Origin of the sequence: Streptomyces sp. WMMB 714, from assembly GCF_900090125.1 — a bacterium.
Lineage (GTDB): Bacteria > Actinomycetota > Actinomycetes > Streptomycetales > Streptomycetaceae > Streptomyces > Streptomyces daqingensis.
Window position 1 is genome coordinate 167,588 of the sequence record NZ_FMHJ01000003.1, and the last position, 25,283, is coordinate 192,870.

19 protein-coding genes and 1 tRNA gene are annotated in these 25,283 nt (G+C 72.8%); 8 read left to right on the forward strand and 12 right to left on the reverse strand.

What is annotated here, in order from left to right; translation table 11 throughout:
* Positions 1 to 34: 34 nt before the first annotated feature.
* The 3 genes from H181DRAFT_RS30125 to H181DRAFT_RS06115 form a co-directional block, all read right to left on the reverse strand.
* Positions 35 to 1,135 (reverse strand): peptidoglycan-binding domain-containing protein, encoded by a 1,101-nt coding sequence (locus tag H181DRAFT_RS30125; protein ID WP_045863206.1) that lies wholly within the window; start codon positions 1,133 to 1,135, stop codon positions 35 to 37.
* A gap of 372 nt (positions 1,136 to 1,507) precedes the next feature.
* Positions 1,508 to 2,599 (reverse strand): hypothetical protein, encoded by a 1,092-nt coding sequence (locus tag H181DRAFT_RS06110; RefSeq protein ID WP_139131673.1) that lies wholly within the window; start codon positions 2,597 to 2,599, stop codon positions 1,508 to 1,510.
* Positions 2,600 to 2,981: 382 nt separating this feature from the next.
* Positions 2,982 to 3,566 carry a TMEM165/GDT1 family protein gene (locus H181DRAFT_RS06115; RefSeq protein ID WP_045863208.1) on the reverse strand — a complete coding sequence of 195 codons (585 nt, stop codon included), beginning with the start codon at positions 3,564 to 3,566 and terminating at the stop codon, positions 2,982 to 2,984.
* A 785-nt stretch (positions 3,567 to 4,351) separates the two neighbouring features.
* On the opposite strand from H181DRAFT_RS06115, the gene H181DRAFT_RS06120 reads away from it, so the two are divergent.
* From H181DRAFT_RS06120 to H181DRAFT_RS06135, 4 genes are all read left to right on the forward strand, one after another.
* Complete coding sequence (locus H181DRAFT_RS06120) at positions 4,352 to 5,017, forward strand: HNH endonuclease family protein (RefSeq protein ID WP_045863209.1); 666 nt, start codon at positions 4,352 to 4,354, stop codon at positions 5,015 to 5,017.
* A gap of 856 nt (positions 5,018 to 5,873) precedes the next feature.
* Positions 5,874 to 7,679 (forward strand): alkaline phosphatase D family protein, encoded by a 1,806-nt coding sequence (locus H181DRAFT_RS06125; protein ID WP_074467735.1) that lies wholly within the window; start codon positions 5,874 to 5,876, stop codon positions 7,677 to 7,679.
* Between the two features lie 128 nt (positions 7,680 to 7,807).
* Complete coding sequence (locus H181DRAFT_RS06130) at positions 7,808 to 8,521, forward strand: DedA family protein (RefSeq protein WP_045863210.1); 714 nt, start codon at positions 7,808 to 7,810, stop codon at positions 8,519 to 8,521.
* A 178-nt stretch (positions 8,522 to 8,699) separates the two neighbouring features.
* A complete protein-coding gene (locus H181DRAFT_RS06135) occupies positions 8,700 to 9,233 on the forward strand; it encodes a GNAT family N-acetyltransferase (RefSeq protein WP_045863493.1) in 534 nt (177 codons plus the stop codon).
* A 121-nt stretch (positions 9,234 to 9,354) separates the two neighbouring features.
* On the opposite strand, the gene H181DRAFT_RS06140 is transcribed toward H181DRAFT_RS06135, so the two are convergent.
* The 3 genes from H181DRAFT_RS06140 to H181DRAFT_RS06150 form a co-directional block, all read right to left on the reverse strand.
* Complete coding sequence (locus H181DRAFT_RS06140; protein ID WP_368073255.1) at positions 9,355 to 10,293, reverse strand: chitinase; 939 nt, start codon at positions 10,291 to 10,293, stop codon at positions 9,355 to 9,357.
* A 485-nt stretch (positions 10,294 to 10,778) separates the two neighbouring features.
* The gene (locus tag H181DRAFT_RS06145) at positions 10,779 to 11,390 is read right to left on the reverse strand and encodes a hypothetical protein (protein ID WP_052708476.1); all 612 of its coding nucleotides are present in this window, start codon (positions 11,388 to 11,390) and stop codon (positions 10,779 to 10,781) included.
* Positions 11,391 to 11,833: 443 nt separating this feature from the next.
* A tRNA-Val gene (locus H181DRAFT_RS06150) sits at positions 11,834 to 11,908 on the reverse strand.
* Between the two features lie 242 nt (positions 11,909 to 12,150).
* On the opposite strand from H181DRAFT_RS06150, the gene H181DRAFT_RS06155 reads away from it, so the two are divergent.
* Together H181DRAFT_RS06155 and H181DRAFT_RS06160 are read left to right on the forward strand one after the other, a co-directional pair.
* Positions 12,151 to 13,416, forward strand: a complete 1,266-nt coding sequence (locus tag H181DRAFT_RS06155; RefSeq protein WP_045863213.1) for a coiled-coil domain-containing protein — start codon at positions 12,151 to 12,153, stop codon at positions 13,414 to 13,416.
* Positions 13,417 to 13,532: 116 nt separating this feature from the next.
* Positions 13,533 to 13,754 carry an FmdB family zinc ribbon protein gene (locus tag H181DRAFT_RS06160; RefSeq protein WP_045863214.1) on the forward strand — a complete coding sequence of 74 codons (222 nt, stop codon included), beginning with the start codon at positions 13,533 to 13,535 and terminating at the stop codon, positions 13,752 to 13,754.
* 29 nt (positions 13,755 to 13,783) lie between these two features.
* Here H181DRAFT_RS06160 and H181DRAFT_RS06165 read toward each other — a convergent pair whose 3' ends face one another.
* Positions 13,784 to 14,635: a pentapeptide repeat-containing protein gene (locus tag H181DRAFT_RS06165; RefSeq protein ID WP_254666727.1), complete on the reverse strand. Its 852-nt coding sequence runs from the start codon at positions 14,633 to 14,635 to the stop codon at positions 13,784 to 13,786.
* A 178-nt stretch (positions 14,636 to 14,813) separates the two neighbouring features.
* On the reverse strand, positions 14,814 to 17,468 hold the full coding sequence (locus tag H181DRAFT_RS30130) for an SAM-dependent methyltransferase (RefSeq protein WP_052708477.1): 2,655 nt from the start codon (positions 17,466 to 17,468) through the stop codon (positions 14,814 to 14,816).
* Positions 17,469 to 17,825: 357 nt separating this feature from the next.
* On the opposite strand from H181DRAFT_RS30130, the gene H181DRAFT_RS29800 reads away from it, so the two are divergent.
* The gene (locus H181DRAFT_RS29800) at positions 17,826 to 18,410 is read left to right on the forward strand and encodes a rhodanese-like domain-containing protein (protein WP_254666750.1); all 585 of its coding nucleotides are present in this window, start codon (positions 17,826 to 17,828) and stop codon (positions 18,408 to 18,410) included.
* Between the two features lie 67 nt (positions 18,411 to 18,477).
* Here the strand turns inward: H181DRAFT_RS29800 and H181DRAFT_RS06180 are convergent, their stop codons facing one another.
* The 3 genes from H181DRAFT_RS06180 to H181DRAFT_RS06190 form a co-directional block, all read right to left on the reverse strand.
* Entirely contained in the window at positions 18,478 to 19,293 is an 816-nt protein-coding gene (locus H181DRAFT_RS06180; protein WP_045863217.1) for an HAD family hydrolase, read from the reverse strand.
* Positions 19,290 to 21,839, reverse strand: coding sequence for a phosphoribosyltransferase (locus tag H181DRAFT_RS06185; RefSeq protein ID WP_045863218.1), 2,550 nt, complete (start codon positions 21,837 to 21,839; stop codon positions 19,290 to 19,292). The genes H181DRAFT_RS06180 and H181DRAFT_RS06185 overlap by 4 nt, the downstream gene beginning before the upstream one ends.
* A 196-nt stretch (positions 21,840 to 22,035) precedes the next feature.
* Positions 22,036 to 23,262: an HpcH/HpaI aldolase/citrate lyase family protein gene (locus H181DRAFT_RS06190; RefSeq protein WP_045863219.1), complete on the reverse strand. Its 1,227-nt coding sequence runs from the start codon at positions 23,260 to 23,262 to the stop codon at positions 22,036 to 22,038.
* Between the two features lie 260 nt (positions 23,263 to 23,522).
* On the opposite strand from H181DRAFT_RS06190, the gene H181DRAFT_RS06195 reads away from it, so the two are divergent.
* On the forward strand, positions 23,523 to 24,485 hold the full coding sequence (locus H181DRAFT_RS06195; RefSeq protein ID WP_045863220.1) for a TerD family protein: 963 nt from the start codon (positions 23,523 to 23,525) through the stop codon (positions 24,483 to 24,485).
* An 18-nt stretch (positions 24,486 to 24,503) separates the two neighbouring features.
* Here H181DRAFT_RS06195 and H181DRAFT_RS06200 read toward each other — a convergent pair whose 3' ends face one another.
* The gene (locus H181DRAFT_RS06200) at positions 24,504 to 25,262 is read right to left on the reverse strand and encodes a TerD family protein (protein WP_045863221.1); all 759 of its coding nucleotides are present in this window, start codon (positions 25,260 to 25,262) and stop codon (positions 24,504 to 24,506) included.
* Positions 25,263 to 25,283: the final 21 nt, after the last annotated feature.

Below are 25,283 nucleotides of genomic sequence, written 5' to 3' on the forward strand. Positions count from 1 at the left end.
GGGGGCGGTGCGCCAGTGGGCAGCCCGCGCGGACTCAGCCCCCCGTCTGCGACTCCAGCACCTGGCGGGTGGACGGCCCGTACTCGCCGAAGCGGTCGCCCCGCACGTTGTTGCGCGCCTGGAACCGGGCGACAGCGCGGAACACGTCCTCGGAGTACACCCCGTCCTCCGGCTCGTCGTCGTCCAGCGCCCTGACCTGCTTGAGGCGGCGCTGCAACTCCTCGACCTCCTCGCCCCGGTCGCCCGGCCGCAGCGTCTCCCCGCCCGGCTGGGTGGACTCCTGCGGGGGACGAGGCGGACGGTCCGGCCGCCCCTGGCCCCCGTCGCCTTCGTCGCCGCCGCCGTCCGGGCTGCCGGGCTCCCCGGGGTCCGTGCTGGGGGCCGGCGGGACCGCGTCGCGGCCGGTGGGGTCCTCGTTGCCGCGGTCGGCGCGTGAGGGATCGTCGGCGGTACGGGACGGAGCGGCGCTGGGCTCGGCCTCCCGCGTCTCCTTCTTGCTGCGCGACGGCGAATCGGTCGGTCCGCCGCTCGGGATCTCCGGGAGGGCGCGGTCCTCCTCGCTGAGGCTCCGGTCGTCGCCGGCATCGTCGTCGGTGAACGCCTGCGTCGTCAGCAGGCCCGCGCCGAGCGCGGCGACCACACCGGCCGCCGCCATGGCCACGGCACCGCGGCGGCGCTTCGGGGCGTCGTCGTGGGCGGCCGCTCGCCGCCTTCCGCCCCGTCCCGGCGCGCGCCTGCGGCCCGGACCCGCCCGCAGCGAGACGGACGGCTCGTAGGCCGCGTCCGCCTCCGGGTGCGCACCGGGCGACGAGAGGTCTTCCGCATACTGGCCGTCGCGGTCATGCAGACCGTTCGGGTAGTTCGGGTAGTTCGAGGCGTCCAGGCCGTTCGGGCCGCTCCGGCCGTCCGGGCTCACGGCGGGCAACTCCGCCGTCTCCCCCGTACCGCACCGGGCGAACGGCTCCAGGTCGGGCATCGACTGGCCCGGGTCGCAGGGCTCCGGCAGATCCACATACGGGCGTATGTGCATCGGGTCGACGTGCTCGGCCGTGAACGGGCCCACGCAGCCGCAGGACGTCGCGCCGTCCGCCGCGAGTTCGGCCCCGCACCCCGGGCAGCATCTGTGCGCCGTCATCCCGGCCCCTCCCTGGGTCTCACAACCGCACTCCGTGCACGGCCGCTCCACCCGAATCGCCAGTGACTGTCCAGCCGTGCACCTTACGCGGGGCGAGGACGCCCGGGTCAACCGGAGTCCGGAATGACACCCCAAGGGTGACGATCGTCATTCCGTGCCGCATTCCGCCGCACCGCCCCAACTGACGCCGCGGCCAGGGCATTCGGGAAGTCCCTGAACAGCGAACCGGGCCCCGGGCGGGAAGTTGCCCTGCCGGGGGCCCGGGATCGCCACGGCCCAGGTGGCCGAAAACCGCCGTGCTGCCACCACTTCAGCGATCGCTCAACCGTGTCAGGCGTGCGGTCACTTCAGCCGATTCGGGGGCGGGACCGGTCAGCGCGCGCTCTTCGGCGCCTGCCAGGTGAGCGTCTCCGCCCCGCCGCGCTCGGGAGTGAAAGCGAGCGCGATCGGCGAATCGCCCTTGGGGACGAGGAAGACCGAGCACTCCGTCACCGACCCCTTGGGCTTCACGAACCCGTCGGGCTTCGCCTTCGGGCACGGCGCGAAGTCCCGTCCGCTGAAGTCGATCAGAGTGAGCCGCTGGGCGGGCCTCCCGCTGACCGCCCGCAGTTCGACCTGCTGGTTCAGCTGCGGAAGCAGCTTGTGGGCACCGTCGTTGCGGTACTCGAACGTCACGTAGTACGGGACCGACTTCTTCTGGTTCCCGCGCAGCTTGAAGCCGCTGAGATCCGCGAGGCTTCCGCTGCGGACGCTCTTGGGAGTCGCCCGCACCTTCACCGAACGGCCGTCGGCGTCCTCGACCTCCGTCTCCCCGGACTTCCCGAACGACAGGACCCCGCTGGGCGGTTCGCCCTCGCCCTTCCCGGCCTTCCAGATGACGGGGGCGCTCTGCCGGCCTTCGCCGTCCGTGCCCGTGTAGGAGACGACCACGGGCTCGCGGTCCTTCGGCATCATCACGATGGAGCAGGCGGTGGCCTTGCCGCCCGGCTTCAGCTCCTCCGGGCCGCTCTTGGCGCACGCCTCGGGCAGGCCCGACTTCCCGGACAGCGAGGACCCGAAGACGGTGATCCGCTTGCCCGCCTGCCCGTCCGCTCCCGCGAGCGCGAAGTCCCGCTCGGGGGACGGGCGTTCCAGCGTCTTCTCGCCCTTGTTCACGAAGGAGACGGTCAGGTAGTACGGCACCATCTTCTTCAGGTCGCCGTCGAGCCGGACGTCCTTGAGGTCCGCGGCGGACCCCCGCGCCAACTCGCTCGGAGCGGCCTCGAGCAGATGCGACTCCTTCTTCAGATCCGTCCACGTGATCTTCCGCTGCGCACCGTCCACCTTGATCGGACGGGCCTGAACCACATCCTTCTGCGGCGCCTCCTCCGCGGCGGGCTTCCCACCCGACTCGCCGCCGCTACAAGCCGTCGCGAACAGTGCGATCGCACACATGCCCGCTGCTATGCCCGCAGATCTCTTCATCGGATCAGTCCACCCCGTCGTCCTGTTGCAGTTCCAATTCCGCGTAATACCGCTGCGCCGCAGCTCACAGCCGCGGATCGCAGGAGCAACAGAGTAAGCGCACCACGGCACTTCCCGGGCACGGTACGAACGAGGCGCAGCGCCACCGGCACTGCCGGGAAGGACGGGAAAGACGGGAGGACGGGAAGGACGGAACGGGGCGGGAAGCACAGGGAAGGACGGAACGGGGCGGGGCGGGAGACGGGGACCGAGGCCGGGAGGACACACGGGGCCGGCCGGAACCGGGGGACGGGCGTGGGACGCCGTCCCCCGCCGCGGCAGCGAAACCGGTCCAGGGGCGGCACGACGTCGCACGGCGCACCGCCCCGGCCCTCGCCCCGGGTCAGGGCGTAGCCGCCTCGTACAGGCTGAACGCGGCCAGACCGGCCATGAGAAGCGCCGCGACCTTGGTGATCAGACGCAGCGGCACGAACCGCATCAGTGTCCGCCCCCCGAGGATGCCGAGAGCGGCCACCGCCCACAGGGCGAGCACCGCACCCAGGCCGACGGAGAGCGGATCGTCGTAGCGCGCCGCGAGGTTGGCGGTCATGATCTGCGTGAGATCGCCGAACTCGGCGACAAGGATGAGCATGAAGCCGCTGGAGGCGACCTTCCAGAAGGACTGATCGGCGGGCGTCCTCGCCTGCTCCTCTTCCTCGTCGTCCTTCTTCAGCCACAGCACCAGCGCCCCCGCGAGGAACAACACCCCCACGACGGCCTGCAGGACGCGCTGCGGCAGCAGCGTGAGGACGCTGCCCGCCGCGACGGCCAGCACGACGTGCACCACGAAGGCGGCGGCGACACCGGCGAACACGTACGAGGCGCGGTAACGGGTGCCCAGCATGAGCCCGGCGAGGGCGGTCTTGTCGGGCAGTTCGGCGAGAAAGACGACGCCGAAGACGAGAGCGGCGACGGAAAGGCTGATCACGGGAGCTCCTCGGAGCCGGTGCTGCCGTGCCGTCGCAGCGCACACCTCGGCACGACAGCGTCGATGGATTCAATACGAACGCTGCTTGCCGAAGGTCTCGCTGGTGCCGCGACCGCGAACAGACCGTTTCCCACAGCCTGACGCGGGTGCTGCACTCCGGGCGCCGGGGCGTGCCGCCCACCGGCGCGGCTGCCGTGAGGCTGCGGCCGCGCGGAGAGGGAACGCCCAGTATGTCGACGGTCCGGCGAAGAGCTACTCCCCTTCTGCCGTCGCCCAGGCTAGACGACGAGCTGCCCGACCGCGATCGCGCACCGTCGATCCGGAACTCCGGAGGCCTTCGACGGCACTGCGTCGGCTTGCTGGGACGTCGTGGCGCCATCGTGGCGCCGTCGCGACGGCATCGCAGCGGCGCCCGGCGGTGCGCACGCGGGAGGAGTCTTTCGGGGAGGGCATGCCCGGGAGGACGTGCACTGCCTAAGGCCCCCGGGGCGGGTGCAGAAGAGGGCGCACCGGCACAAGAGCGGCCGGCACGTAGGCAGCCGACTCGCAAGTAGCCCGCTCGTAAGCAACCGAGCCGACACAGAAGGGGCGCACCGCAACTTAGGGGGCGCGCCGAGCCGTTGCGAGCCTGCTCACGCAACAGCCAAAAGTGCCATAGGGCTTGATGTGACGTGGACACGTCGTCAGGCTGTTACCTGGCGCCTGCCTTCCGGACACCAGAGGTCGGCATCGTCGGACAACGAGGTGGACACCTCGAAATAGCCCCCCACACCGGAGGAGTTCGTATGCAAAAGGGCATACGCACGAAGCTCTACGCGCGTCGACGCAAGTCGGTCATAACGGCCGCTCTCGCTGCTCCCTGCGCCGGGTTGCTGCTGTTCATCGGCGCCCCCGCCCAGGCCGAGCCGCCGGCACCGCCGAGCGCTTCCGAGGCGAAGACCATGCTCGACGGCCTCACCGAGCAGGCCGAGGGCTCGATGGACGGTTACGACCGCGAGAAGTTCCCGCACTGGAGCGACCAGGGCGAGGGATGCGACACCCGCGAAGCCGTCCTCAAGAGGGACGGAACCGGCGTGGAGACGGGCAGCGACTGCCGCCCGACGAGCGGCACTTGGAAGAGCCCGTACGACGGCGGCAGCTGGACGGACCCCTCCGACGTCGACATCGACCACATGGTGCCGCTGGCGGAGGCCTGGACCTCGGGCGCCAGCGAGTGGACGGACACCGAGCGCGAGAAGCTCGCCAACGACCTGGACATCGCGCAGCTGCTCGCGGTCACGGACAACGTGAACCAGTCGAAGAGCGACCGCGACCCCGCCGAGTGGATGCCGCCGGAGTCCGGCTACCACTGCACCTACGCCCGGATGTGGATCTGGGTGAAGGACACCTACGACCTGACCGCGGACTCCGCCGAGAAGGGCGCCCTCACGGAGGCCCTGGGCACCTGCTGACGCAGCGAGCCCCGCTCCAGTCGTAGAGCACTGCTCCAAGGACATCGGCTGTAGAGCAGGACCGTAGCGCGCTGGTGACAGCGCATCGGGCGTGGAGCACTGCTCCGGGTTGCGCCGCTCCCCCAGGGGATCGGATCGCGGTCCGGAGCAGTGCTCTCTTCGTGGAGCGGCGCAGCGAGGCGGGGCGGCGGAGCACTGCTCTCGCCGTGAAGCGATGCGGTGAGGCGATGCGGTGAGGCGGCGCGGCGGAGCACTGCTCCGTCGTAGAGCGGGGCGCTAATGAAGGAGCGGCGCGCTCGTCACGGGCCAGCGCGAATGCTGCAGAGCAGCGCGCACGTCCAAGAGCAACGCTCCACCTCCGACCTGCCGCACACACCGCAGAGCACCGCTCCAACAGGCCCACCAGCCCGTAACGCGAACACCGCCCTCACCACAGAGCAGCGCACACACCCAAGAGCACCGCTCCACCCCCGAACCCCCGCACACACCGCAGAGCACCGCTCCAACAGGCCCACCAGCCACAACCGAGAGCAGTGCTCTCCTCCGCTGCTGACCCCAGGCGGCGCCCCAGAGCAGCGCTCACCTCAGACCGTCGCCCGAGTCCGAGGCACCGGGGGAGGCACCGGAGCGAAGCACCGGGACGGCACCCGGCTTCACCCACCCCCGGCCCCCACCCCCACTCCCGGCACGACCCCTGGGCCGCCACGGCTCGCCCCCCAGCCCCACACCCCGATCAAGGCCGACACCCCACGGCCAAAAGTCACGAAAAAGTACAGAGGAACGTTCCCTGCGTAGGAAACTCGCCGATCTCCTCGGTCGTTCCGTAGCGTTGCAGAGCGACGGAGGGAGAACCCCCATGGTCAGGCTTCGCCTGGGACCGCTGCTGCGCTACCTCGACGAGGACACGGCGACGATCTGGATCGAGACCGACGGCCCGTGCGAGGCGGAGGTCGTCTGCGAGCACGGCGGTGCGGGCGGCAGCGCCCGCACCTGGCAGATCTCGGGCCATCACTACGCCCTGATCACCGTGGTGGGTCTCGAACCGGGCACCGTCACGGCCTACCGCGTACTCCTCGACGGCGCCGAGGTCTGGCCCGAACCCGGCTCGTCCCTCCCGCCGAGCACCATCCGCACGCCCTCACCGGGCACCGGCACCCTCGACGTCGCCTTCGGTTCCTGCCGCTGGGCGGCACGCCCCTCCGCGAGTTCGCACGACCCCGCCGGCCCCGACGCTCTCGACGCCCTCGCGCAGCGCGCCCTCGCGGGCGGCGAACGTCCGGACGTCCTGCTGCTGCTGGGCGACCAGGTCTACGCGGACGAGACCTCGGAACGCGTGCGGGCCGGGCTCGCCGAGCGGCGCGACCTGTCGGAGCCGCCTTGGGAGCAGGTGGCCGACTTCTCCGAGTACACGCTGCTGTACGACGAGTCCTGGCTCGACCGGGAAGTGCGCTGGCTGCTCTCCACGGTGCCGAGCTGCATGATCTTCGACGACCACGACGTGATCGACGATTGGAACACCAGCGACTCCTGGCGCCGCGAGATGCGGGAGACCGGATGGTGGCGCGAGCGCATAGTGAGCGGGCTCGCGTCGTACTGGGTGTACCAGCACCTGGGCAACCTCTCGCCGGGCGAGCTGGCCGAGGACCCGGTCTTCGCCGCGGTGCGGGAGGCGGAGGACGGCACGGCGGCGCTGCGCGAGTTCGCAGCCCGCGCGGACCTGTATCCCGAGAGCGTCCGCTGGAGCTACCGCCGCGACCTGGGCAGGGTCCGCATGATCATGCTCGACACCCGGGCCGGGCGCGTCCTCGACGAGCAGAAGCGCGCGATGCTCGACGAGCGGGAGATGGCGTGGCTGCGCGAGCAGATGCTGACGGCGCTCGACGGCGGCGCCCCGGGGCACGATGCGGCCCACGACGCGGGGCGCGGCACCGGACCCCGCGCCCGGGGCGCCGTCGGCACCGCCGCGGCAGGCGGCGGACAGGGGTACGACCACTTGCTGATCGGCACGTCGCTGCCCTGGCTGCTGCCTCCGGCCATCCACGACGCCGAAGCGTGGAACGCCGCTCTGTGCCGCGGCTCCCGCGGTCCACGCTGGGCACGGCTGGGTGAACGGCTGCGCCGCGAGGCGGACTTGGAGCACTGGGCCGCCTTCCCGGACTCCTTCGACGCCCTGACGGAGCTGTTCCACGAGGTCGCCTCAGCACACGGGGCCCCGGCGACGCTGAGCGTCCTCTCCGGGGACGTGCACCACGCCTACACGAGCGAGCCCCGCTTCGCGGGCACCGTCAACTCGCGTGTCCTGCAGCTGACTTGCTCCCCCATGCACAACAGCATTCCCGCCGTGATGCGCTGGGGTTTCCGCTTCGGCTGGAGCCGGGCCGGACGCTGGCTCGGCCGCGCGCTGGCGCGGCACGGACGCGCCGGGCGCCCGCCGGTCAAGTGGCGGCGCACGGGCGGTCCGTGGTTCGGCAACCAGCTCATGACGCTGCGGCTGAGGGGCCGTTCCGCCGAACTCTCCCTGGAGCAGGCGCGCGCCGTGCCGGAGGGCGCTGACAGCCCCGGCGGGGTGCCCGGCGAAGGCCGCGGCAGCAGTTCGCGGCTGGACTGCGTGTACCGCACGCCGCTCGTCAGCGCCCCCGAAGAAGATCCGCGGGGCATGTGACATCTGAGACAGAGCCGAGATCATTCCCGCACGCCCCGGTCACCACACCGGTGCCGCTCACGCGTACTCTGTCCCGACGCAGTTGAACGCTCGGGGGACGGACGCAAAGGGGACGAACGGGGGAGACAGTGCTGGAAATCCTGGGGTCCGTGACCGGATCCCCATGGATATACGGGGTGATCGCCGTATCCGTCCTGCTGGACGTCTTCGTTCCAGTGCTGCCGAGCGGGGTGCTGGTCGTCGCGGCGGCTACCGCCGTGGCCGGGACCACCGCCGCCGATGCCGCCGGCCTGCCGGGCCATGCGCGCCGTGCCGCGGAGAGCCCGCATCTCCCCGAGATCCTGGCCCTCGTACTGTGCGCCGCGACCGCCTCCGTGGTGGGGGACCTCGTCGCGTACCGCCTCGCCCGGCGGGACGGAGGTCGCTTCGGCAGAGTGCTCTCCCGCTCCCCTCATCTTCGGGCGGCCCAGGAGAAGTTGGGGCACGCTCTGGCGGGCGGCGGAGGCGCGCTGGTCGTACTGGCCCGGTTCGCTCCGGCGGGACGTTCGGTGGTGAGCCTCACCGCGGGTGCCGCTCACCGGCGTGCGAAGGACTTCGTGCCCTGGTCGGCTCTGGCGGGGCTGACGTGGGCCGCGTACAGCGTGAGCCTGGGGTATTTCGGGGGCCGCTGGCTGGGGGCCTCGTGGCTCGGGACGGCCGTGTCGGTGCTGGCGCTGTTCGCGGCGGGGACCCTGGCCGCGTACGTGCTGCGCCGCAGGCCCCGCGGCGACGTCGCCCGCCCGGAAGGAAGCGGCGAACCCGACGCGGAAGGCGAGGAGTTGGAGGCCGCGCAGCCGGTGTGAGGCGCGGCTTCCCGAAGCCGCGGCCACCCGCCCCCGCCCCGGGACGCCACACGCTCCGCGCGTTCCTCTCTCCTCTACGACCCGGGCCCCCGCCCACCGTGGCCCGGCGGCACGACGGTTGACGTCCCCGCGGGAAAACCACGTGCCCCTGCCTCCCCGGGAGACGACGATGAGCAGCATGAGCTCACCACCGGACTCGCGAGGCCCTTCCTGGACGACCCGCGCCGAACGTCCTGGGGACGCCGCAGCCGTGCGGCGCGTCAACCTCGCGGCCTTCGGCACCCCGGACGAAGCCGACCTCGTCGACGCGCTCCGCGAGGACCCCGACGCCTGGCTCCCGCACCTGTCGCACCTGGCCCTCGCCGGGGAGGACGCCGTCGGAACCGCGCTGCTGACCCGGTGCCGCATCGGTGGCTCTCCCGCTCTCGCCCTCGCACCCTGCGCCGTCCTGCCGGAGCATCAGGGGCGCGGCGCGGGCAGCGCGGCCGTCCGCTCCGTTCTGGACGCGGCACGAGCGGCGGGCGAACGCGCTGTCGTCGTCCTCGGACATCCGGCGTACTATCCGCGCTTCGGCTTCACCCCCTGCTCCGGGTTCGGCATCGTGCCCCCACCGGGGCAGGAGTGGCCCGACGACGCGTTCCTGGCGCTCTCCCTCGACGGAGGCGAACTGCCGCGCGGCACGGTGCACTACGCACCGGCGTTCGGGCTCTGACAGCCCCCGGCCGCTCGGGCACGTCGGACGGGCTCGGAGAGGGCGTCCCCGGCGCACCTGCCGCCGGGGAACACCCCCACGGCCCCCCCTGCCGATTCGGCGGAGGGCCCAACCGGTCTGCTCAGCGCCCGTGTTGAGCCAGCACCCGGGTGTACTGCCACGGCTCCTGGATCATCCCGGAGCACGCGTCCTCGGCAGGGTAGGGCCGCGACCCGCACGGACGGTCCCTGTTGACGGACCAGAAGGTGAGCCGCCCCAGCCCGTGCTTGCGTGCGTGCGAGGCGATCGTGCGGAAGTGCTCCGCCGTGATCGTCTCCCCCTCCCCGGTGATCCCGTTCATGGAGGAGACACCGCTGTGCGCGTACGCCTCCTTCTCGGTGTAGCCGTACGCGCTGCGCAGCCGGTCCTTCAGCCCGTCCACCGCCCGCGTGCTGATGAGGCCCATGTCCTCGCCCTTCGCGGACGGGACGAAGGAGAACGGCATGATGCTCCACGCGTCCGGCTCCACCTTCATCGCGGCCGCGCGGTCGATCAGGGAGCGGTCGGGCCCGGAGCGGTAGCTCGGGAGCGTCACGTACACGACGAGGCCCGGATTGGCCTGCTGGACGATGCTGAGCGCTCCCAGCGTCTTCCGCTGCGCGGTCTCGCTGCGGTACGCGCCGGCCTCGATGTCGACGTCGATGGCCTTCAGCCCGTACGCGTCGATCACCTTCTGGTACGCCTCGGCCAGCGCCTCCGCGTCCGCGCAGCTCTGCTCCAGCTTCTTCCCCAGGCCGCCGCCGAAGGACGGCATCACGTCGCCGCCCGCCTTGCGCACGGCCTTCACGGTGCGTTCGTCGACTCCGCCGGTGAGCGGCCGGTACCCGTCCCAGCGCGGGGTGCAGGTCCCCTGGCTGAGGACGAACGCGAGCGTGAACCAGCGGACCCCTGTGGCGGCCATGACGGTCTCGACGTCCGGCGGGCTGCCCCAGCCGAGGGAGAGGTAGGGCGCCACCGCCATCGGCGCGGGCGGCAGGCCGGGAGCCTCCGAGCGCGGCGGCAGCGGCTGGGACTGCCGCACCGGCTGGGGCTGCTGTACCGGCTGGGGCTGCGACCACACCGCCGGGAGATGCTGCCTCTGTTCCGGCCGCGGCGGGGCGGCATGCGGGGTCGCGGCGGCCGTGGTCGAGGCGAGCGCGGCGACCACGAGTGCGGCGACAGCTCCCGTACGGGTCGGACGGCCGCGTCTGTTCGTGCCTCTCCGCCACGTGAGGACTCCCGTTCGGGAGGGCCGCACGCCGTTGGGCGACCGCCGCGCGGCCGGGGCCCGGCGGTGGGAGCGAAGGTCAGTCAGATTCCGTGTTCTCATCCGGTTCCCTCATCTCGGCCTGGGTTTCCCGCCCCGTACCGAGATGGTGATCACACCGGACGATCGACGCCCGCACCCGCGCCGGGCGTGTCCCGCGCCCGGCGCGCACCGCAGCCCCAGCCACCCCCGGCCCGGCCCCCCGTCCGCCCAGCCCCCGTCCACCCTGCTCCGGGGCGTGACGGGCGAGGCCGGACTGGTCACTGGCCCTCGGTCTCGACGATCTCCGAGAAGCCCTCGCCCCGGGTCCAGCGCATCGTGTAGAGGCCGAAGTCGCTGTTGTAGACGAACAGGACCTTGCTGCCCTCGCCGGTGATGGAGGAGTCCTCCCAGCCGTCGAAGTCCTCGGCGACGTCGATGTCCCAGTCCGTGAGGTCCTCCGTGCCGACCCCGGCGAGGGACTCCGTCGGCGGCTCACCGTCATAGCAGAACCGACCGAAGTCCGCGATCAGCGAGACGGTGCCGTCCTTCTCCTGGAGATCGACCCCCTGGCAGCGGTCGGACTCCGTCTCGTAGAGCGTCTGCCACTCGCTCCACTTCTCCGAACCGGCGGTGGTGTGACGCTCCTGTGCGCCCGTCCCCTCGACCAGACGCACATGCACCTTGCGGCCGTCACTCAGCTCGAGCGTCGACTGGAAGTCGTCGTCGGGCGCGGCCGGCCCCTCCTCCTGCGGACCGGCCCCCGCTCCCAGCCCGCCTGCCTCGGCCGGCTTCGGACCGGTCCCGGCGCTCGCCGTGCCGTAGCCCGCTGCCAGCAGACCCAGTGCGGCCAGTACGGCGAGCCCGGCCCTGTGCGCCTTGCGTATCTCCACGGTGCGCTTCCCCTCTTCGACGGTCGGTCGTGGTCGTCCACGCATCCGCAGCGCGCAGGGGCGGATCATGTTCCCCCTCGCCACGGACATCTGCGGAGGACGCGTCCCGCCCGCCCCCGGTTCCCGGCCCGGCCGGGAGGGCGACCGGGCCGGCGCGAACCCCCGCCGGACAGCCCGGCCCTCACTGGCACAGACCGCAACCGCCGTTCCCCGTACGGGACTTCACGACGTCCCGCCCACGTGGATGAGCGCCCCCGGAGAGACGAGATACCCGGACGCCGGTCCCCTCCGCCGCGGCCCTCGGAGCCGCACACGGCTCAGCCGTGCCGTGACGACGAGCCCCCGCCTGGCTCCCTGTTTGCTTCCCCACCACGGCAAGCGCTCGAAGGGCCGTCCGCGCTGCTGCGTGGACGGCCCTTCGGCTGCTGATCAGATGGGTTCTGTGGTGGGCACAACTGGGATCGAACCAGTGACATCTTGCTTGTAAGGCAAGCGCTCTACCGCTGAGCTATGCGCCCGTGGGGATCGAGGCCACAGACTACCCTGTCCCGCCCCACGGGGTACAAACCGCGACCGCCTCCCGACAGGCCGCGACCGCCGCCTTCCCGGTGCCCGCGTGCCGGCCGTGCTCCCCCGCACCGGCGCCCGCGGCAACCCCGTCCCGGCGATCGTGAACGATCCGGCCCGTGTGTTCGTTGGCACGTAGTGGGACAATGGCCTGTGATCCACTGGTGCGCATGGGGATACGGGGAGAGGTTCGGTGGCGGCTATGAGCGGCGGCGGCACACGCCGTTGGGGCTGGGGCAGTGGCCGTACCGAGGATCAGCGGGCCGGAGCGCAGGAGTCCAAGGACGCGGCCGCGGCCGCTTTCTACGAGCTGGACACCGCCCAGCGTGACCTGCGGATCTCGATCGAGACCGTCGCCGCCGTCGACGACTCCCCGGCCGCCCGCAAGGCCGTCTCGGACTTCCAGCAGTTCGGGGCGCGTATCGACCAGGTCAGCCACGAGTACATCACGGCGGTCGACGCCCACGACCTGGACCGCGACGACCTGGACGCCTCCACCGCCGCCCGCGCCCGGGCCGAACTGGACAGGACGCGGCAGGACCTGGAGCGCGTCAAGGGCGAGCTGGAGCGGTTCGGGCAGAGCCTGGGGCCGCTGCTGTCGAAGGCGGAGACCCAGCTGGCGCGCTTGGCGCCCGCTGTCGAGCGGGCCCGGCAGGGGCTGCTCGCGGCGTCGAACGCGCTGGACGCCGTACGCGACGCGGGGCTGAAGGCCGACAGCCTGGCCGCGCGGCTCGCGGCGCTCTCCCCGGAGCTGACGAAGCTCAACGAGGGCGCCGGCCGGCACGGCGTCCAGGACACGCTGCACAGGGCGGACCGCGTGGTGCGCGAGGCGGAGGCCGTGCGCGAGGAGGCGCAGCGGCTGCCCGAGCGGGTGAAGGAGATCGACAAGCGGCTCGCCTCGCTGCGGACCCGTACCCAGGCGCTGCACACGCGGGCGGGCCAGGTCGAGCCGGTCCTCAGTGAGCTGCGGAGGCGTTTCAGCGCCGCGTGCTGGCAGGACCTGCAGCAGGTGCCGGAGCAGGCGGCGCGCTCGGTGCGGCAGGCGGAGGAGAAGCTGGCCGAGGGCCGCAAGGCACGGGACGACCAGCGCTGGGCGGACGCCACGGCGCAGTTGTCGACGGTGCGTGCGCTGCTCAACACGGCGGACGAGGGGATCAAGGCCGCCGGGGACAGGCTGCAGCGGCTCAACGAGGTCTCCTTCGACAAGACGCAGGAAGTGGAGCGGACGCGGTTCGCGATCCGTGACGCGCAGCGGCTGGCGATGGCGGGCCGGAGCACGCCCGATCCGAGGCACGCGGGGCCGCTGGACGACGCCGTGGCGCGGGTGGATCGCGCGGTCGCGTCGCTGTCGGGCCGTCACCCGGACTACTGGCATCTGCTCACCGAACTCGACGCGGTGAAGGAGACGGTGCAGCAGGTCGTCGAGAAGATCCGGGAGGACCGGGCCGCCGGACGGTGAACCGTCCTGCGCCGGCGCAGCCGGTGCGGCGGAGGGCGCGGGATCCGGTCCCGACCGGTCGGGGAACGCTCCGTACAGCCGCGCGGGCCGTTCCGGCTGCCGGATACCATTCCGCCATGCCTCGTTACGAGTACCGCTGCCGCCAGTGCGACACGCAGTTCGAACTGAGCCGCCCCATGGCGGAGTCCGGTGCGCCCGCGAGCTGCCCGGACGGGCACGAGGACACCGTGAAGCTGCTCTCGACCGTCGCGGTCGGCGGCTCGTCGTCCGCACCGGCCGCGAGCGCGGCGCCGGCGGGCGGCGGAGGCGGGTGCTGCGGCGGCGGCTGCTGCGGTTGACCCGCCGCGCCCGCCGCACCCGCCGCGTCCTACGTGCCTCGGCCGTGTGCCCAGTGCGCGGGCCTGGCGAGCCGTCCGGGAATCCTGGTGGAGCCGTCGCCCCTGGCCGAGTCGAGCTGCGGCTGCGTGAGGAAGAGGCTCCCGGTGAGGTCCGCGCCGCCCAGTTCGGCGTCGCGGAGGTCGGCGCCGAGAAGGTCGGCGTCCCTGAGGTCAGCGCCGGTCAGGCGGGCCGCGATGAGGGCGGCGCCGCGCAGTGACGCTCCCCTCAGCTTCGCGTTCGCGAGTGCCGCACCGGTCAGGTCCGCCCCTTTGCGGTCCTTCTTCCTGCCCGGTACGCGCGACCTGGCCTTCTCGCTGGCCCTGAGCAGCAGAGCGCCCGTCCTTTCGCGGTGCGCGGGGACGTCCACGCGCAGAACCTCCTCGGCGCTGCCGCGCGTCAGGCGCTCGACGCGCTCGTACGCGGTGCGCAGCTCCCGCAGCAGCGGCTGTCCGACGGGGAGGTCCGCGGCCTCGGCGAGGTGGAGGAGCAGCTCGTGGAGGTGGCGCATGACGGCGAACACCTCGAACATCTGGGGGGCGAGGGCGGGGTTGTCGCGCCAGTTGCGGGCGCCGTAGGTGACGCGGGAGACCTTCTGGCCCGCGCCGAAGCAGTCGAAGACGGTGCAGCCGGGGAAGCCGCGGTCGCGCAGCTGCGCGTGGATGCCGCAGCCGAAGTCGGGCCGCAGGTTCTCGCACGGCTGTCCGGCGTCCTTGTCGACGGCGAAGTCCGCCGAGGCGGCGAAGGGCAGGGCCACGCAGCACAGCCCGGCGCAGTTCGCGCAGTCGGCCCGCAGTTCGGGGCGCTGCCGGTGCGCGGCGCGGGCGGGACTGTCCTCGGTCACGGGTATCGGCTCCTGCGGGCTCGGCATCGCCGCCGGTCACCGGGTGCGCCGGGCGCGGCGTCGTCCGCCATTCTCGCACCGGGCGCGCGGCGGCCCGGTCCGGGACAGATCCGGGACGGACGGGCAGTCAGGGCACGGCGGCTGCCGCGCGGCACGCGAACTGCGCGGAGATCCCCGCCTATCCGCGGACCCTGGCCACCGCCCCGTAGGAGCCGGCCCGCGGGTCGTCGTCGGCGAGGTCCTGCTCGGTACGGTCCGAACCCCACCGGTGCACGAGCACGATCCCGGGCTCCACCAGCTCCAGCCCCTCGAGCAGCGAGGCCGTCTCGTCGTACGTCCTCAGCCGCAGCGGTACGCCCGCCTGCCGGCGGTACTGCTCGCGCACGGCTTCCATGTCGTCCGGGCTGTGGTCGGCGGTGAGCTGAGTGAGCGTCACGAAGCTGCCGGGGGCCAGTACGGAGGTGAAGCGGCGGATCGTCTCGTGCGCCGCCTCGTCGTCGGCGATGTACGGGAGCAGCCCGACGACGGACAGCGCGACGGGCTCCTCCAGGTCGAGGGTGCCGGTGACCTCCGGGGAGGAGACGACCTTGTCCGTCTCCGTCGCGTCCGCCAGGAGGAAGGCGGTGCGGCCCTGGGGGCTGCTGCTCAGCAGCGCCTGGGCGTGGGCGTGCACCACGGGGTCGTTGTCGACGTAGACGACCCTCGCGGACGGCTCCACGGACTGGACGACCTGGTGCAGGCTGGGCTCGGTGGGGATGCCGGCGCCCAGGTCGAGGAACTGCGTCACGCCCGTGTGGCCGGCGATGTAGCGCGCGGCGCGGAGCATGAAGCCGCGGTTCTCGCGGGCCATCATGGCGACCGACGGCGCGGCGTCGACGGCCTCCTGGGCCGCTGTCCTGTCGGCGGCGAAGTTGGTGCGGCCACCGAGGAAGTAGTCGTACACGCGCGCGGGGTGCAGCCGGTCGGTTCGCGGTTCGCTGCCGGGGGCGGCGCCGGACTGCTCGCGGCTCTCCCCGTCGCCGTCTGCCTCTCCGCGCGTCAGGCTGGCGGGGCGGACGCGGCCGGTGACGTACAGCGCCCAGAGGAGGTCGTGCACCGCCGCCGGTCTGTCCCTGGTCAGGGGCAGGTGGGTCAGCGTCCCGGCCTCCCGCAGCCACCCCCACAGCGTCTCGCCGGTGATGCCCAGTTCGCGGGCGGCCTCCTGTTCGTCGAGCCCGTGGTGCACCCAGGTCGTGACGGCGGACAGCAGCCGCGGGGACAGCCCGGCGAGCACGCCGCTGCCCCACAGGGCCGCGCCCTCCTGGGCGAGGACGGCGCGGACCCCGCCCGCCGGGGGCACCGTCCCGGGCACGGGCGGCGGGAGGCCGGCCAGCCGCAGCGCGAGGTCGAGGGTCACGCGGTCCCCCAGGCGCGTGCGGTCCAGGCCGGTGCGGAACGTCAGCTCGTCGAGCCGGGCCTGGACGGTGTCGGGGTGCAGGCCCAGCAGCCGGCCGGCGCCCGCCGTGCCCATCGTGATCGCCGCCTGGCAGACCTCGAGCAGCCGGCGCCGCTCGACCTCGGCCAGGTTCTCCTCGATCGGCGCGAGCAGCTCACGCGCCCAGGCGCGCGCAGAGGCGTCCAGCAGCTCCGCGAGCGGGGGACGCCCGTCGTGCACAGCCACGCCCCCCGCTGTGCGCCGCGCCGCCTCCACGCTGACCGCGGCGGCTTCGTACAGGCGCGCGGCATGCTCCAGGGGGCCGCTGCCGCTCACCCCCACGGCCCGCTGGGCCTGCGCCTCCGCGACGGGTTCGAGGACGGTCTGTACGGGCGCCTGCGCGCCGTCCCAGATGACGATGATCTGCTCCCGGTCGACGGGGCAGAGCACGGTCAGCGAGCGGCCCCACTGCAGCGCTTCCTCCACTTCGGCGGCGACCTCCTCGCGGTCCTCGCCGGGTGCGATCTCGATGACGGCGAGCTGGACGACACCCGCTGCCGTGAGCCCCGGCGCGAGGGGTTCCACGGCCCGTCCGGCGGACGTCACGTCCCCCACCATCAGGTACTGGAACCCCGACGTCCGGGCGGCCAGCACCGCGGCGCGCAGCCGGTGCTCGCGCTCCGTGACCTCCTGCTCGCGGAGGAGCCCGGCGACCATCACCGCGGTCTCCTCCAGGCCCACCCTTCCCCGCCCGCTCCAGGGCTTGGTGTGGGAGACGACCAGCAGCCGGTGCGGCGGGCCGACGCCCACCGGCCACACCTCGACGTAGCGTCCGTCGGCGGAGCCCCGCACCGGTCCGCGCTCCCGGCCGCGGACCAGTTCCCGCAGCAGCACCGACTGCCGCCGCACCTCTTCCGGCCACGTCTGCTCGCGGTGGCCGTCGACCACCGCCACCCGGGCGCCCGTCTCCCGCTCGATCCACTGGAGCACGGTGTCGGGCCCGCCGCCCTCCGCCATGGCCTCCGCCGCGAGGTGCACGTACTCCTCGATCTGCCGTATCTGGTTCTGGAGCGACGCGACGTGCATGCCGGAGAGGGCCTCCGCGACGCGTACGGGAGTGCCGGGGAAGGTCGGCCTCAGCACCGGCACGAAGCCGCAATCGCCCGGGTCGGGCTCCTCGCCGTCGCCGCACAGGACGACTCCCGCGGCGTCCTCGGCCCGCAGCCGCACCCAGGCCAGGCTGTGGCCGGCGGGAAGCACCATCAGGGCACGGGCGGTGCGCTCGCCGATGGGCGGTCCGTCGGGACCGCACCGCATGACCTTGTCGATGACGCGGCTCGGGTCCTCGGGCGCATCGTCGTTGCAGGCCCACCGCAGCAGCGGCCGCTCGCCCGAAGTCAGATGGCCCAACGTCAGCATGGCTCCAGCGTCCTGCTGACCAGCCGCGATCGCATGTCGAGTCTCGCTGTCCGGACGTTCTCCGGCACCCGCCGGGCTCCGTACGCCGACGCTCGCGGCCCTCGCCGACCGTCACCCAGGAGGCCGGGAGCGACGCGTTGCCGTGGGTATCGGTGCGTTGCGACGCGTTGCGGCGCGTTGCGGTGCGCGCAAGGCCCGCGCAGGCTCCCGGAAGCCGGAATATCGCGCTCCACCGGACTGCTGTCCTGTCCGGCCCCAGCGCCCGTGATCGCTGCCGTGCGCCGTACCGAACGCCGACCACCGAAGGGACGTCCCGTGACCACGCCCCCCACCCAGCCCACCGCCCAGCCCGCCGCTCTGACCGTCTCGGAACTCCGGCCGAGGCTCGGCCATGCGGACGTCATCGACGTGCGCACCCCCGCCGAATACGGCTCCGGGCACATTCCGGGCGCGCTCAACGTCCCCCTCGACCGTCTGGACGAGGCGCTGCCCGCCTTGCGCGCCGCGTCGTCACGCAATCCCCTGGTCGCGGTCTGCGCCTCCGGCAGCCGGTCGGTGACAGCGTGCGCACGGCTCGCGGCGGCGGGCGTCCCCGCCGCCTCGCTCGACGGCGGAACGGACGCCTGGGCGAGCGGCGGCCACCGGCTGGACCGCCCGTCGGACGCAGGCCGGGCCGTGTGGCCCATGGAGCGCCAGGTCCGTCTCGCTGCTGGGTCACTCGTGGTGCTGGGTGTGCTGCTCGACCTGGCCATACCCGGCGCCCGGGTCCTCTCGCTGCTGATCGGGGCGGGGCTGGTCTTCTCCGCGCTCAGCAACACCTGCGGCATGGCGGTGCTGCTCTCCAAGCTCCCGTACAACCGGCGGGCCGGCGGCGGCATGGGCTGGGACGCGACTCTGCGCACCCTGGCGGACGGCCGTACGGGCGGCGGCGCGGGCGCCTGAAGCGGCGCCCGCCTGGTTGCGCGGCCGGACCGGCGGCCGGGGCCGGCCGCACCGGGTGCCCGTGGCGTCAGCCGGCGGCGGGCTCCGTGGCGGCCAGCATCTCGCGTGTGATCCGCTCCCCCGCCGCCACTCCGCGCTCCGTCAGCACCTCGACGTGCGGCGCGGACCAGCCGCTGTCCACGAGTTCACCGTGCCCCGGCATCCAACCGCGCCCGGCTCCGAGCAGCAGGTCGGCGTCCAGCAGCGAGTCGCCCGCGGCGCAGGTGCGTGCCGCCCCGGTACGCCGGGCGATCTCGGCGACGGCTGCGCTCTTCGTCAAGGGACCCGGCACCGCGTAGATCTTCCGTCCCTGCAGTGAGACGGTCCACCCGCACGAACCCGCCCACTCCGCAAGCTCCTTCACCCACGTCAGAGGCAGTCGCGCGCGGTCGACGACGAGATAGGCGAACAAGTCGTCGGCCACGCGCTGCTTGAGCGCCCACTCGCCGTCGCCCGCGGCCCGCCGCAGATGCTCACAGACCTGCCGCAGCGGAGCGCAGCCCTCCAGTTCGCGGCGGACCTGCGCCTGCCAGTCCGGGTCGGACTCGCCGTCGCAGAGGATGTGCCCGCCGTTGGCGCACACCGCGTACCGCGCGGGACCGCCGGGCAGGTGGACGCGCTTGTACTGCTCACGCGTCCTCGTGGTGGTCGGTACGAAGACGCACTGCTCCTGCAGCCGCTCGAGCAGTCGCGCGGCCGTCTCCGTCATGTAGGACAGCGGCTTGTGCCCGTACGTCTCGACGCACAGCAGGCGCGGCGCTTCGGCGTCCGGCATGTCGAGCTTCAGCGCGGCGGCGGAGTAGATCAGCGTCCGGTCGAGGTCGCTCGCGATCAGGACGTTCACTGCGCGGCCCTCCCGTCCGCCCCCGTGGCTCCGCGCGTGTAGCGGGGATGGATCAACCCCACGCAGCTGTACGGCAGTTCCCCCACCTCTTCCACCGGCACCCCGCGCTGTTCCGCGAGCAGCCGCACGTGGTCCAGGTCGGAGCCCGCGCCGTGCCGCGCCAGCACCTTCCACGGCACCCGGCGCAGCAGGACGCGGGTGGTCTCGCCCACGCCCGGCTTGACCAGATTGACGTCCCCGATGCCGTACTCCTCGCTGATCCGTTCCACTGCCCGCCAGCCCGCCCACGTGGGCGCACGGTCCGAGGCGAGCAGCGCCGCGACGTCGCCGGCGACGTCGGTGCGCACCTCGCCGAAGCGCGCCTCGACCGCCTCCAGGAAGAGGCGGGAGACGTCGGCGTCCGCGAGTTCCCGGTAGTACTTCCCGCCGTGGTAGTCGTGCGGGCCGACCAGGTCGGCCCGCAGCACGGTCCGCGAGATCAGGCCGGACACCGTGGAGTTGAGGCAGGCCGACGGTATGAGGAAGTCCTCCCGCGTGCCGTAGGTGCGCACGCAGCCGCCCGGGTCGGCGAGCACCGCGAGTCCGGGGTCGAAGCCCTCGAACGGTTCGAGGGCTTCGGCGAGTTCGCGGGTGATGGCGCCCTTGCCCGTCCAGCCGTCGACGAACACGACGTCCGCGGGGTCGTGGTGGGCGGCGATCCAGCGCAGCGCGTTGGCGTCGATGCCGCGTCCCCGCACGATCGAGACGGCGTAGTGCGGCAGTTCGAGGCCGTGGACCTGCCGCGCCCAGCGCCGCATCAGTACGCCCACGGGGGTGCCCGCGCGGGCGAGGGAGACCAGCACGGGACGGCGGCGCGCGGCCCGGTCCCCGCCCTTCCCGCCGTTGTCGGGGCGGGCGCCCGCCGCGGCCCCTCGCTCCGCGAGCACCGCCTCGGTGACCGTTCCGACCGCGCGGGCCACGCGGGCGGCGGAGGCCTCCAGCGCGCTGTGGAAGAGCCGTTCGTACTCGGGGCTCGGCTGGTACTCCACCGGAAGGGACTCCGCGTAGTGCGCCCCGCCGTTCTGGATGGCCTCCTCCCGTTCCTCCGTCGGCGCTTCGAGCTGCGTGTGGGACATGTCCTGCAGCAGCCAGCCGACGTCCTGGGGCGCGTAGGAGGAGAAGTCCGGGCCCCGCAGCGGCTGTCGCAGCGGTACGTAGGAGGGGAGCACGGCGAGCAGCACCCGGTCCGTGTGATCCGCGAGCCTGCTCAGCAGGCCGTCCGGGGCGTGGAGCGCCGGGGTGTCCGACGCCGAGTCGGTGACGAGGACGACCGCGTCGAAGCGGCGGCGGGCGTCGGCGCCCGGTGCGACGTTGTAGGCGTAGCGCGTGCCCTGGGCTGCGTCGCCGTCCGGTGTCCCGGCCGCTTCGTCGTGCGCGGGGAAGGCGAGGGCCGTGCGTACGGCGTAGGCCGGGTCGTCCAGTGCCAGCACGGGTGAGCGGGTCGTGGTGGAGAAGCGCACCTCTGCCGCCTTCCCGAGCCGTTCCTCCAGGGCGACGGCCAGCCGCAGCGGCGCGTACATCAACTCCTCGCAGCCGAGCACGAGTAGGCGCGGAGCGGCCGTACCGCCGGGCCCCGGGCCCGGCCCCGGCACGGTCCCCGCCCGGGTGAGGGCTTCCGCGAGTCGGCCCGCCATGGCGGGCAGCGCGTCCTCGAGCCGTGCCCGGTGCGCAGGGGTGAAGCCGTGGCGGGCGCCGTCCGGAAGCCCCTGGGGCCAGCGGAGTTCGACACGCTCCGGTTCCGGCTCCGGCTGCCTCGCGGCCGGAGGAGCAGCCGTGGACCGCTCCTCCGGCGGCTCCACCGCCGCCTCCGCCTCGGCCACGAGGCGCTGCCCTCGCTCCAGCACGTCCGCCGGCAGCGACACGCCGCCGCTCGCGAGCGCCACCACGTCGACGCGGGCGCCGAGTTCGGCGGCGAACTTCTCCAGCGCCGCCGCGTCGTCGGACGAGCGCATGTCCGTGAGCGCCACCACCACGTACCGTCCCCGCGGGTGACGGCGGTGCAGTGCCGCGATCGTGTTCCGCACGGTGCGGCCGGTGGAGAACTCGTCGTCGACGAGGACGAGCGGCCCGTCGCCCTCGAGCAGCTCCGGGTCCTCGGGGAGCAGCAGATGGGACGTGGCGTGGCTGTGCTCCTCCTCGAAGCCTCCGGCCGCGGCCACCCCCGCCACCCGGCGCCGCGTGGAGTGCAGGCAGCTCACGCCGCCGATGCCGTCCGCGACGCTGTGGCCCAGCCCCGTCGCCGTCTCGGCGTATCCCAGCACCACCGCCTGCGCGGCGGGAGCGTCGCCCAGCAACTCCCGTACGCGGCGGCCCAGCCGGACGCCGACGCCGTAGACCGTCGCGGGGCTCTCCGGTATGTGCTTGCCGAGAACCCGTGAGACGAGGAGATGCGCCCGCTTCGGGTTGCGGCGGAGCGCCAGGCCCATCAACTCACGCAGGCCCTCGCCGCTCAGCCGCAGATCCAGCCGTTCCGCGACCCACTCGCCGGACCACACCACGTCGCTCATTCCGCCGCCCGTCCCTCTTCCGCAACTCGCCGCCGCACTCCGCGCAATGCCCCAGCCCCCGTACTCGTACTCGTGCTCGTGTTGGTGTTGGTGTTGGTGTTCGTGCTCGCCGCCTCCGTCTGCCTTCCCGCCCGCCGACCGGCCCGTCCGGCCACACCGTCCGCCCGGTCCTGCGCGTACCGCTCCGCCGGCCGTCTCACGGCGCCTCCGTCCGCACGGCATCCGCGTAGCCGGCCGCGCGCGCCCCCGCCGCCAGCACGTCGACGAAGCCCACGCCTTCGCGGGCCACCCCGAACAGTTCGGCGCGCAGCAACGTCCGCTCGGCCCAGGCCCGGTGGGGCTTCACCTCGTTCATCTTGTTCGTGTACGCCGAGCGCAACACACCGCCGCCGCTGCGTTCCGGCCTGAGGATGTCCGTGGCGTCGCTGTACTCCTCCAGGCTCACCACGGACAGCGCGTGGACGGGCGCAACGTGCGAGGGGTGGATGCAGGTCTTGCCCAGCAGGCCGTTCGCCCGGTCCAGTTCGATCTCGCGCAGCAGCCCGTCGATGTCGTGGTCGATGAGCGCGGTACGCAGCTCCTCGGCCCGGCCGGTGAAGATGCTCTGCCGCAGCTGCGGCTTGAAGATGCGTTCCTGCAACCGGAAGTACTCCCACACCGGTCCCGTGACGGTGTAGCCCGTACCGTCCGCCCGTCCCAGCCGGTTCACCACGTCGCCGATGACCGACGCGACGAGCTGCACGTCGTAGGCCGTCATCTCCGGTGTGCGCCGCAGGCCGTAAGCCGAGCAGAAGTCCGTGACGCCGAGCCGCAGCGCCAGCACCCGCTCCCGGTACTTGTCGACCGTGCGGGCTATCCCGGACAGCGTCGCCGCACGCGTCTCCAGATGGAGCAGTTCCGGCGACTCCAGCACGGGCATCGCGAACAGCCGGTGCTCCGTGGCCGATTCGGCCTCGGCGAGGGCTTCCAGGAAGGGAATGCCGCGCTCCTCCGTGAACTTCGGCAGCACGAAACCGGACAGCAACCGGGCAGCGGCCCCCAGACGCGCCACGAGATCCGGGATCTGCCCCGGCTCGCGCACCCGCACGAACAGCAGCGGCAGACCGCCGTCGTCCGACCGGCCGTTCCGGGACGGCTCTTCCCGCGCGGCGAGCGTCTCCAACTGGCGTACGAGGTTCTCCTCACCGGCGGCCACGTCGCCGTCGCCTATGGAGTCCTCGAGGCACAGGACCATCGACACCACTCCGAGCCGTGCCTGCTTGACCACGTCGGCGGCGAGACCGGGGCGGGTCGCCGGGCAGTACAGCGTCGCGCCCAGCGCTGCGGCGAGCGTGCCGCCGGGGGCGTCCGCGGTGAACTCCACCGGTTCGTACTGGAAGAGCCGTTGCCGTACTACCTGTGGAAGATGGCCGAAATGCCGCATGCATGCCCCCGTTTTCCGCCGCGCGGCAACCGGAATGCCGGCGCGGCCGTTGCGAATGGTGCCTCCCTCTGGGCTCGACGGCCCGCGCCGAGTCCCAGGCGCCCACGAAGACAACGGCCCCGCGGCGAGAACCAGCCGCTCATCGTACGTACAGCAGGGGGCAGATAGTTCCACCGAAGGGTGAAAATCACGTTACCGCCAGGTACAGGCATGTGCCCTCGCGTTGTACCGGAGCCGGAACGGAGGGCAGGATGACCTCTATGACGCACGCCATGGTGAAGGGCTCGAACGTTCAGCTGGAGACCGCCGCGGTCCGCGCCGTCCTGTGCTGGAGTTCCGGACCGGGAGTGCCCGACGTCGACGCCTCCGCCCTGCTGCTCGACGAAAGCGGCAAGGTGACCTGCGACGACGACTTCGTCTTCTACAACCAGCCCGAGCACCCCTCCGGCGTCGTACGCCATCTGCCCAAGTCCCAGGAGCCCGGCGGTCTCCGCGACACGATCGAGGCGGACCTCCCCGCCCTCGGTCCGGGAGTGGACCGCGTGCTGATCGCGGCCTCGGCGGACGGCGGCACCTTCGCCGACGTCCGGCAGCTGCGTCTGCTGCTCCTGCCCGCCGGAGCATCCGCCGACAGCGAGCCCCTGCTGCGTTTCGACATCGAACCGGAGACAGGTGCGGAGACGGCGCTGATCTGCGGGGAGGTCTACCGCCGCGGCGACGGGTGGAAGTTCCGCGCCCTCGGCCAGGGTTACGACACCGGCCTCGCCGCACTGACGACGGAGTACGGCGTCACCGTGGAGGACGCGGACGCGGACGGACCGCCGAGCGGTGCGGGCCGGGCGGCGGGATCTGACACGGCGCCGGATACCGCTCCGCCGCCGGCGAGCACCGTTCCCTCGCCCACGCAGCCGGCACAGCCCGTGGCGCCGGACGAGGCGACCGTCCCCGCCGTCATGATGCCGCGGCCGTCCCAGGACCCGGAGCCCGACTTCCCGCTGGTGGCGCCCGCGCCGGCCGCGGCCGCCACGCAGCCCGTCGCCACCCCCATGGCCCCGGCGGGGCCGGGGCCGGCGGCGCCGCCCCACTACGGGCACCCCCAGCCGCCGCAGCAGCCGCCCGCGACTCAACCCGCCTACGGCTACCCGCAGCCCGCCTACGGCTATCCGCAGCCGGACCCCGACTTCACGCTGCCGCCCCAGGGTCCGCAGTTCCAGAACCGCTGACGGTCACGCCTTCCCCGGTCACGCCTTACCCGCCTTGTAGCCGCGGCCCCACTGCAGGCCCCAGCCGTACAGCCGGTCCAGTTCCGCCTGGAATCCGTAGACGTAGCGCACCTCGCGGCGGACCATCAGCTCTCCCTTCTCGTGCTGCATCAGCAGCACCGCGCACGAACGCGCCTGCGGCGCCCGCCTGTCGAGGCTGACCTCGACGCGCGGGCCGCTGCTCGGGAAGAGAGTGAGGACGGCGTGCGTACGGTCGAAGGCCGGGGTCCCGTCGTAGATGTAGACGAAGAACAGCAGCCGCTTGATGTCGTCCTTGTGGTCGAGGTTGACGTAGATCGTCTCGCCGGACGGTGAACCGAAGCGGTCGTCTCCCGTGAGCTTCACGTACGGAGGGGAGTTCCAGTCCCCGAGGAAGTTCCCCAGGGGCTGCACCACGCCCTTGGTGCCGTCCGCCAGTTCGTACATGCAGGCCAGGTCGAGGTCGACGTTGACCATGCCCTGCGTGTGCGCCTGGACCACCTGCGGCTTCAGTGCCTGCAGGGGGTTGCGGAGCGAACCACGCCTGCTCGTTCTGTCATCGAAGTCCGAAGTGCGCATCCGCCAGGACAGGTTGACCCTGAGGCTGCCGCTGTCCGCGCCCTGCTCCGTCAGCGAGACGGCGGACTGACGCTTCGTCAGCTCCACCGAATAGGCCGACGAGCCCATCATCGAGTCGAAACCCGAACTGCGCCGCCGCCTGCTCACACCACTCCGCCAGTTCTCCCACAGGGAGACCATCACGCACCCCCACTCGCACTT